The organism is Aestuariivirga sp. (assembly GCF_044239095.1).
In the GTDB taxonomy this organism is placed as follows: domain Bacteria; phylum Pseudomonadota; class Alphaproteobacteria; order Rhizobiales; family Aestuariivirgaceae; genus Aestuariivirga.
The window spans coordinates 1-8,369 of record NZ_JBIICB010000191.1; the positions used below are offsets into that span (position 1 = coordinate 1).

Consider the following 8,369-nt stretch of genomic DNA (forward strand, 5'->3'; position numbering starts at 1 on the left):
ATCGCCAGCGACTGCTCGATCAGATAGCCGGTGTAGAACTCAAGCCCTGACTGGGCGCCCCGCGCATACCAGACCCAGGCGCCGAAGATGAAGGCGATGGCCATGTAGCCGCCGTAGAGGATGAAGCTTTCCTTGGCCTCGATCTCCCGCGTGCCCTTGTGCAGGACGCCGAGATCGAGGACCAGCAGACCCACCACGACGGAGATGAAGATCAGCCAGAAATAGGACGGTGTGCCGAGAAAATCGGAAAACAGAAAAGCCTGGATGAATTCCATGGCCGGACCCTTTGTGTTGATGTTGCCCCCATGCGGCTCCGACATCGCGAGACATTCCGTCTCGCCAGAGGGGCCCGGCGCCGCTGTGACTGGCCAAGTAACGTAAACTGCGGCAAGTTCAAGTGTGAGAGAGATGAAGTTTTGGTAATATTTCTGCAGGGGAGGACGGTGATTGCGCAGCACGACGGCGATTCAGGTGATCGGTTGCCACGCTGAAGGCGAGGTGGGCGATGTGATCGTGGGGGGTGTCGCACCCCCGCCGGGGGCGACGGTGTGGGAGCAGTCCCGCTTCATCGCCAGTGACGGCCGGCTGCGGGCGCTCGTGCTGAACGAGCCGCGCGGCGGGGTGTTCCGCCATGTGAACCTGCTGGTGCCGCCGAAGAACAAGGCGGCACAGATGGGCTTCATCATCATGGAGCCGGAGGACACGCCACCCATGTCCGGCTCCAACTGCATCTGTGTGGCGACCGTGCTGCTCGATGCCGGCATCATTCCGATGGTCGAGCCGGAAACCCGGATGGTGCTGGAGGCGCCCGCCGGACTGGTGGAGGTGACGGCGCGCTGCAGCAATGGCAAGGCGCAGTCGATCACGCTCAGGAATGTGCCGGCCTTCGCGGAGCGCCTCGGTGTGCCGCTGGAGGTGGAGGGGCTCGGCACCATCACGGTGGACACCGCCTTCGGCGGCGACAGCTTCGTGATGGCGGATGCGAGGAGCCTTGGATTTTCCATCACGCCCGACGAGGCGCGCGAGCTTGCCGTGATCGGGCGCAAGATCGTGAAGGCGGGGAACGAGCAACTGGGCTTCACCCACCCCAACATGCCGGAGTGGAAACACTTTTCCTTCGCCTTCCTCACCGGGCCCCTGGAGACGGTGGACGGCGCATTGTCGAGCCGCAATGCCTGCGTGGTAAAGCCGGGCAAGATCGACCGCTCACCCACCGGCACGGGCTGCTCTGCGCTGATGGCGGTGCTGCATGCCAAGGGGCTTCTGCGCCAAGGTGAGCGCTATATCGGGCGCTCCATCATCGAGAGCCGCTTCATGGGCGAGATCGTGGGGACGGCGGTGGTGGGCAATCACGCAGCGATCATTCCCACCATCACGGGGCGGGCGTGGATCACCGGGCAATCGACGCTGATGCTCGACCCGGAGGACCCTTATCCCGCCGGATACAAGATTTCCGACACATGGCCACAGGATGCGCGCGCATGATGATGAGAACACCGGTTACCTGCCTGCTCGAAACGAAGGACAAGCTCGGCGAGGGCTGCTTCTGGGACGCCGCCACGCAATGCCTGTGGTGGCTGGACCTGATCGTGCCCTCCGCCATCCACCGCCTGCACCCGGCGAGCGGGGCCTATCGCAGATGGCAGTTCGACGAGCATGTAACCGCCATGGCGAAGCGCCGCGACGGGACGATCCTGGTCGGTTCGCACCGCGGCCTCAACATCCTCGATCCTGAGACGGGCGCGTTGCGGAGCTGGGTGGACATCGACCCGGAGACGCCCGGAAACCGCGGCAATGACGGGGCCTGCGATGCCAAGGGGCGCTTCTGGTTTGGCACCATGATGAACAACATCGGGCCCCATGGCGAGGATGTGGCGATCACCGCACCCACGGGAAAGCTGTTCCGCATCGATGCCGATGGCACGGCCACGGTGATGGAGACGGGCGTTGGTGTTTCCAACGGGCCGTGCTGGTCGCCCGACGGGAAGACCTTCTATTTCACGGATTCGATGGCGCAGGTGATCTGGGCCTATGACTTCGATGTGGACTCCGGGACGATCGCCAACCGGCGCGTGCTGAACGACACCAAGGACCATGGCTATCCCGATGGCGCGACGGTGGATGCGCAGGGCTGCGTGTGGAGCGCCCGGTGGGAAGGCGCCTGCGTGCTGCGCATCGACCCCAAGGGCCGCATCGACCGCGTGGTGCCGATGCCGGCGCGGCGGGTGACCAATGTGTGCTTCGGCGGCGCGAAGCTCGACACGCTCTATGTGACGACGGCGCGGGCACATCTGCCGGAGGAGGAGTTGCGCAAGCGCCCGCTGCAGGGCGGCATCTTCTGCTTCGACCCCAAGGTGACGGGCTTCGAAAAACACGCTTTCGCGGGCTGAGCGGACGCGTTAATCGTCATATAAAATCGAACAGCAGTGGGAGCGAGCGCGCATGAACATCGTCCAGATCGTCGACAGCAAGAGTAAGCGCCGCGTCGGCCTCGCCGCCGGGGCGCAGGTGGTGCTGCTGAAGAAGGTGGCCACCACGCTGGACCTGGCAAAGCTGGCGCTGAAGGAGGCCAAGAGCCTTTCCGCCATGGCCTCCTCGCTGGCCGGCACGGCGACGGAGGATTATGCCAAGGCCCTGAAGGAGAAGCGGGTGCTGACACCCGTCGACCATCCGGACCCCGCGCATTGCATCATTACGGGAACGGGGTTGACGCATCTCGGCTCCGCCGCCGCGCGCGATGGCATGCACAAGAAGCTGTCGGGGGCCAAGGAAGAGCTGACCGACAGCCTCAAGATGTTCAAGCTCGGCCTTGAAGGCGGCAAGCCCAAGTCCAAGGGTGAAGCCGGTGTGCAGCCCGAGTGGTTCTACAAGGGTGACGGTTCCTGGCTGGTGGCGCCCGGCCAGCCGCTGCCGCTCCCGTCCTTCGCGCTCGATGGCGGCGAGGAGCCGGAACTGGCGGGGCTCTATCTGATCGACGGCAAGGGCCGCCCGGTGCGGCTGGGTTTCGCGCTGGGCAATGAATATTCCGACCATATCACCGAGCGGCAGAACTACCTCTACCTGGCGCATTCGAAGCTCAGGCATTCCTCCATCGGGCCTGAAATGGTGACGGGCAAGATCCCGGCCTCCGTCGAGGGCATGAGCCGCATCATCCGCGGCGGTAAGGTGATCTGGGAGAAGCCCTTCCTGACGGGCGAGGCCAACATGAGCCACACCATCGCCAATCTCGAATATCACCACTTCAAATATGACGGCTTCCGCCGGCCGGGCGACCTGCACATCCACTATTTCGGCACGGCGACGCTCTCGATTGCCGACAATGTGAAGACCGAGGACGGCGACGTGTTCGAGATCACCGCACCGGCCTTCGGCGCGGCACTGCGCAACCCGCTGAAGGCGATGAAGCCGGGGCACAAGCCGGGGAGCGTGAAGGCGCTTTAGGGATGTCTGAACCTATTCCTCTCCCCCGGCGGGGGAGAGGGTGGGGTGAGGGGGTCTCTCCGCGGGCGGGAGCATTTCTGGACGAGTGATGACGCGGCAGCGCGTGAGGTCTTTGGATGGGACTCGCGGGTAGACCCCCTCACCCTGCCCTCTCCCCCGGTGGGGGAGAGGGATGACAGGGCTGCGAGAACATATCCCTCTCCTCCAAAGGGGGAAAGGAATGACCGGGCTGCGTGAAGATATCCCTCTCCCCCACCGGGGGAGAGGGTGGGGTGAGGGGGTCTCTCCGCGGGCGGGAGCATTACTGGAAGAGTGACGACGAGGCAGCGCGTGAGGTCTTTGGATGGGACTCGCGGATGCGCCCCCTCACCCTGCCCTCTCCCCCGGTGGGGGAGAGGGATAAACAGGGGTGAGTTTGCTTTAACCTCAGGTTTAGCAAATCATCCTAGATAGCATGGCAGCCGGAGGTCCGAATGCCCGTTGCCATGCCTGAAGCACTGTCGCAGATCATGGCCTCCGGGCGGATCGGCCCGGATGACGTGCTGGCCATCCGGCGCATCGTTTATGGCAACGGGGAGATCAGTGCCGATGAGGCCTGCTGGCTCTTCGATCTCACTCACGCGGCAGGAGAGCAGTGCGCGGAGTGGCGGGCGTTCTTCATCGAGGCGCTGACCGATTACACGGTCTACCAGGCAGCACCGCGTGGCTATGTGACGGATGAGAAGGTTGCCTGGCTGATCGCCCGGATCATGCGTGACGGGCAGGTGGAGACAGATTGCGAACTCGAACTGCTGATCAATGTGCTGGAAAAAGCGATCTCGGCGCCTGGCGATCTTTCCATGTTCGCGCTGAAGGAAGTGAAGGCCGTGGTGCTGGAGCGGAACCGCATCTCCGAGCGCGAAGTGGCACTGCTGCGGCGGGTGCTCTATGCGGCGGGAGGCCAGGAGGCGATCGCCATCACCCGCGATGAGGCGGAGGTTCTTCTCGATATCGACCATGTGCGCGGCGGCAGCGAGGACGACCCGGCCTGGGTGGAGCTCTTTGCCAAGGCCATCCTCAACCACATCATGTTTGCGTCGGGCTTCACCCCTCCGACGCGCGAGGAGGCGTTGCGGCGCGAGGCGTGGGTCAATGATACGTCGGTGAACCCCGCCCGCTTGATAAAGAACATGGCAAGCAGCCTTGGCGATGTCATCAGAGCCTACACAGCGCCGGACGTGATGGACGAATATGTCCGGGAGCGCACGGCGAAGCAGGCCGCGGCCGAATCGATCACCGATGAGGAGGCGCAGTGGCTGGCCGAGCGCCTGCTGCGGGATGGCAAGCTCTCGCTGGGGGAGCAGGCGCTGGTGGCTGCCCTGAAGGCCGAGCACCCGAAGCTGCACCCCGCCATCACCGCCGCCCTCGACCGGCTGGACTGACGGCCCCATTCCGCCGTGCATTTCGCCATGGCCCGCGTTATGGATAGACCATGACGGCAGACTTCATTGCGCTTGACTGGGGAACGACGTCCTTCCGCGCCTATCGCGTGGGGGCGGATGGACGCGTGCAGGATATGATCGCGGCGGCGGAGGGCATTCTCGCCGTGAAGGACGGGGCTTTCGAGGCGGCACTCGAGCGGCATATCGGAGCGTGGGACGTGACGCTTCCGGTGATGGCGGCGGGCATGATCACCTCGCGCCAGGGGTGGATCGAGCTGCCCTACGTGCCCTGCCCTGCGAGTGCTGCTGATCTGGCGCGGGCGCTTCACATGCATACCACCGCCTCCGGACGGCGCATCGCTTTTGCCACGGGCTTGAGCTACCGCGCGCCCAATGGCATGCCGGATGTGATGCGCTCGGAGGAAGTGCAGGTGTTTGGCTCGCTGGACTTAGGCGTCAACCACTTCGTGACGCCGGGTACGCATTCGAAATGGATCACCACGGAAGGTGACCAGCTGCTGCGCTATTCCACCTATGTGACGGGCGAGGTCTTCGCGGCGCTCAAAGACCATACGATCCTGGGGCGGCTGATGACGCCGGGGCCTGATGACGAGGAGGCCTTCGCCATGGGCGTGCGCGCCGCGCTTGATGACCCGGCGGGCTTCCTCCACAGGATCTTTTCCGCGCGCTCCCTGGGGCTGTTTGGCGAACTCGCACCCGAGGCGATTGCCTCCTACCTCTCAGGGCAGGTGATCGGCACGGAGGTGGCGCATGCCATCCGCGGCAATCCGAAGGATGCGGAATATGCGGTGCTGGCCTCGCCCGGCATCGGCGGGCGCTATGTGAAGGCCATCGAGATCGCGGGGCTGAAAGTTTGCTATGGCGATCCGCAGGCCATCGTGAAGGGGCTCGCCATCATCGCGCGGAAGGCAGGCATCATATGAATTTCGAAGACGCGGTTAAGGACTGCGGCATCATCGCCATCCTGCGCGGGGTGACGCTGGATGAGGTGGCAGGCATCGGTGACGCGCTCTACGCGGCAGGCATTCGCATCGTGGAGGTGCCGCTCAATTCGCCCGAACCCTTCCGCTCCATTGCCGCACTGGCGGCGCGCTTTCACGGGCGGATGATCGTGGGCGCGGGAACGGTGCTGGATGTGGACAGTGTCGACCGCGTGAAATCAGCGGGCGGGCAGATCTCGGTGTCGCCTGACTGCAACCCGGCGGTGATCGCGCACGCGGTGGAACGGAACCTCGTTCCACTGCCCGGCGTGTTCACGCCGACAGAGGCGTTCAGCGCGGTGCGCGCAGGTGCGCGGCACCTCAAGCTGTTTCCGGCAGAGGCGGCGGCTCCCAAAACGGTGAAGGCATGGAAGGCGGTGCTGCCGCGTGACGTGAAGGTCTATGCGGTGGGTGGCGTGACACCCGCCAACATGCGGGAGTGGGCGGAGGCCGGATGCGCGGGCTTCGGCATCGGCTCCAATGTTTACAAGCCGGGCGTCAGTGCGGCAGATGTGGGAAAGGCCGCGGCGGATTTCGTTGCGGCATGGAATGAACTGAAGAGGGCTTGAGAGAATGAAGGTTGCAATTGTGACGGGCGCTGGTTCAGGAATCGGCAAGGCAGTGGCGATGGCCTTCGGGCGCGAGGGCTACACCGTGGTGCTGGCAGGCCGCCGCGCTGACCTGCTGAACGAGGTGGCCAAGGCCATCGGCCCCCATGCGCTGGCAGTGCCGACCGATGTGGCGGACCCCGCCTCCGTGAAGGCGCTGTTTGCTTTGTGCAAGGAGAGGTTCGGGCGGCTGGACGTGCTGTTCAACAATGCCGGCACGGGTGCGCCGGGCACCATCATGCTCGAGGATCTGTCGATCGAGATGTGGCAGAATGTGGTGAATGTGAACCTGTCGGGCGTGTTCTACTGCATGCAGGAGGCCTTCCGCATGATGAAGGAGCAGAGCCCGCGCGGCGGGCGCATCATCAACAACGGCTCGATCTCGGCCCATGCGCCCAGGCCCAATTCCGCACCCTATACCTCCACCAAGCATGCGGTGACGGGGCTGACAAAGTCAGGCTCCCTCGACGGGCGGAAATATGACATCGCGGTCTGCCAGATCGACATCGGCAATGCCGGCACCGACATGACGGAGAAAATGAAATCCGGCATGCCCCAGGCCAATGGCTCGGTGGCGCCGGAGCCGACGATGGATGTTGAGAACGTGGCGCGCACGGTGATCTACATGGCATCCCTGCCGCTCGAGGCCAATGCGCAGTTCGTCACCGTGATGGCGACGAAGATGCCGTATATCGGGCGGGGGTAAGGGCCCTCATCCGCCCTGACGTGCCCCTTCTCCCATCGCGGCGCGACGGGAAAAGGGGAAAAACTTCTCACAGCTTTTCCTTCTCCCGTTGCAAAGCAATGGGAGAAGGTGGCCGAAGGCCGGATGAGGGTTGCATCAACAAGGCAGAGTATTTGTGAGTTTTGACTCGCGGAGAGAGGCCCTCATCCGCCCTTCGGGCACCTTCTCCCATCGCGGCGCGACGGGAGAAGGGGATAAACATCTCACAGCTTTTCCTTCTCCCGTTGCAACGCAATGGGAGAAGGTGGCCGAAGGCCGGATGAGGGTTGCATCAGCACGGGCTGGGTGGTTGTGAGTTGTGACTCGCGGACAGAGGCCCTCATCCGCCCTTTGGGCACCTTCTCCCATCGCGGCGCGACGGGAGAAGGGGAGAAACATCTCACAGCTAAGCAATGGGAGAAGGAAAGTGGAGATTCAATTCCCGTCTTCCGGCAGCCTGGGGATCGCGTGCACCGTGATGCCTTCCTCGACCAGGGCCTTGGCGTCTTCCATCGAGGCTTCACCGTAGATGCCGCGGTGTTCGGTTTCTTCGTAGTGGATCTTGCGGGCTTCCTCGGCGAAGCGGTCGCCGACGTATTCGGCGTTTTCCTCGACGTGCTTGCGCACCTGGCGGACCATGTCCATCATGGCGGCGAGGCGCGGGTCGACGGGGCCGGCCACCATCTTGCGCGGACTGTCGTCCTTGCGGTTTGACTTGGTGGGGATGCCCGGCGCCATCAACTGCTTTTCGACCTTGACCGATCCGCACACGGCGCACGAGACGAGTCCCTTGGCCGCCTGTTCGTCATAGGCGGCGCTGTTGGGGAACCAACCGTCGAAATCGTGTCCCTTGTCGCATATGAGGTCATAGTGGATCATGACAATGACGTAGCAACGCCGGGGCCGTGTTTCAAGATTTCAACGCCAGCTGCGCGGTCATCGCGCAGGGCGGGGATGCGGGCGCGGGACAGATCCGCAGCGGCGAGATCAAGGCCGGCCACAATGATTCCGGGGTCCGTTCCGGCCTCCGCCAGCACCTCGCCCCATGGCGAGACGATGAGGGAGTGGCCATAGGTCTGGCGGCCTGATTCATGCGTGCCGCCCTGGGCGGCGGCCAGCACGAAGCTCCCCGTCTCGATGGCGCGGGCGCGCAGCAGCACATGCCAGTGAGCCT

Annotated in this window: 9 protein-coding genes and 1 pseudogene; 7 read left to right on the forward strand and 3 right to left on the reverse strand. The window is 64.1% G+C overall.

What is annotated here, in order from left to right:
* Positions 1–320 (reverse strand): annotated as a pseudogene (locus ACILRA_RS15750) (TerC family protein); the annotation flags it as partial.
* Positions 321–447: 127 nt separating this feature from the next.
* On the opposite strand from ACILRA_RS15750, the gene ACILRA_RS15755 reads away from it, so the two are divergent.
* The 7 genes from ACILRA_RS15755 to ACILRA_RS15785 all read left to right on the forward strand — a co-directional run bounded on the left by ACILRA_RS15755 (position 448) and on the right by ACILRA_RS15785 (position 7,177).
* A complete protein-coding gene (locus ACILRA_RS15755; RefSeq protein WP_395663027.1) occupies positions 448–1,485 on the forward strand; it encodes a proline racemase family protein in 1,038 nt (345 codons plus the stop codon).
* The gene (locus ACILRA_RS15760) at positions 1,482–2,390 is read left to right on the forward strand and encodes an SMP-30/gluconolactonase/LRE family protein (RefSeq protein ID WP_395663028.1); all 909 of its coding nucleotides are present in this window, start codon (positions 1,482–1,484) and stop codon (positions 2,388–2,390) included. The genes ACILRA_RS15755 and ACILRA_RS15760 overlap by 4 nt, the downstream gene beginning before the upstream one ends.
* A 52-nt stretch (positions 2,391–2,442) precedes the next feature.
* Positions 2,443–3,441, forward strand: coding sequence for an AraD1 family protein (araD1, locus tag ACILRA_RS15765; protein ID WP_395663029.1), 999 nt, complete (start codon positions 2,443–2,445; stop codon positions 3,439–3,441).
* Between the two features lie 473 nt (positions 3,442–3,914).
* On the forward strand, positions 3,915–4,862 hold the full coding sequence (locus tag ACILRA_RS15770; RefSeq protein WP_395663030.1) for a hypothetical protein: 948 nt from the start codon (positions 3,915–3,917) through the stop codon (positions 4,860–4,862).
* A gap of 50 nt (positions 4,863–4,912) precedes the next feature.
* Positions 4,913–5,806 carry a 2-dehydro-3-deoxygalactonokinase gene (locus ACILRA_RS15775; protein ID WP_395663031.1) on the forward strand — a complete coding sequence of 298 codons (894 nt, stop codon included), beginning with the start codon at positions 4,913–4,915 and terminating at the stop codon, positions 5,804–5,806.
* Positions 5,803–6,432 (forward strand): 2-dehydro-3-deoxy-6-phosphogalactonate aldolase, encoded by a 630-nt coding sequence (locus ACILRA_RS15780; RefSeq protein ID WP_395663032.1) that lies wholly within the window; start codon positions 5,803–5,805, stop codon positions 6,430–6,432. Before ACILRA_RS15775 ends, ACILRA_RS15780 begins: the two co-directional genes overlap by 4 nt.
* A 4-nt stretch (positions 6,433–6,436) precedes the next feature.
* Complete coding sequence (locus ACILRA_RS15785) at positions 6,437–7,177, forward strand: SDR family oxidoreductase (RefSeq protein ID WP_395663033.1); 741 nt, start codon at positions 6,437–6,439, stop codon at positions 7,175–7,177.
* Between the two features lie 453 nt (positions 7,178–7,630).
* Here ACILRA_RS15785 and ACILRA_RS15790 read toward each other — a convergent pair whose 3' ends face one another.
* Together ACILRA_RS15790 and ACILRA_RS15795 are read right to left on the reverse strand one after the other, a co-directional pair.
* Entirely contained in the window at positions 7,631–8,074 is a 444-nt protein-coding gene (locus tag ACILRA_RS15790) for a DUF1178 family protein (RefSeq protein ID WP_395663034.1), read from the reverse strand.
* Positions 8,071–8,369 (reverse strand): nitrilase-related carbon-nitrogen hydrolase (locus ACILRA_RS15795; protein ID WP_395663035.1); only part of this gene is annotated, 299 nt, incomplete at its 5' end. The genes ACILRA_RS15790 and ACILRA_RS15795, both read right to left, overlap by 4 nt.

What these genes read in the sequence shown, in the direction of transcription:
- ACILRA_RS15785 (WP_395663033.1), top strand. Translation starts at nt 6,437, where the DNA reads ATGAAGGTTGCAATTGTGACGGGCGCTGGTTCAGGAATCGGCAAGGCA.
- araD1 (WP_395663029.1), top strand. Translation starts at nt 2,443, where the DNA reads ATGAACATCGTCCAGATCGTCGACAGCAAGAGTAAGCGCCGCGTCGGC.
- ACILRA_RS15780 (WP_395663032.1), top strand. Translation starts at nt 5,803, where the DNA reads ATGAATTTCGAAGACGCGGTTAAGGACTGCGGCATCATCGCCATCCTG.
- ACILRA_RS15770 (WP_395663030.1), top strand. Translation starts at nt 3,915, where the DNA reads ATGCCCGTTGCCATGCCTGAAGCACTGTCGCAGATCATGGCCTCCGGG.
- ACILRA_RS15760 (WP_395663028.1), top strand. Translation starts at nt 1,482, where the DNA reads ATGATGATGAGAACACCGGTTACCTGCCTGCTCGAAACGAAGGACAAG.
- ACILRA_RS15790 (WP_395663034.1), bottom strand. Translation starts at nt 8,074, where the DNA reads ATGATCCACTATGACCTCATATGCGACAAGGGACACGATTTCGACGGT.
- ACILRA_RS15775 (WP_395663031.1), top strand. Translation starts at nt 4,913, where the DNA reads ATGACGGCAGACTTCATTGCGCTTGACTGGGGAACGACGTCCTTCCGC.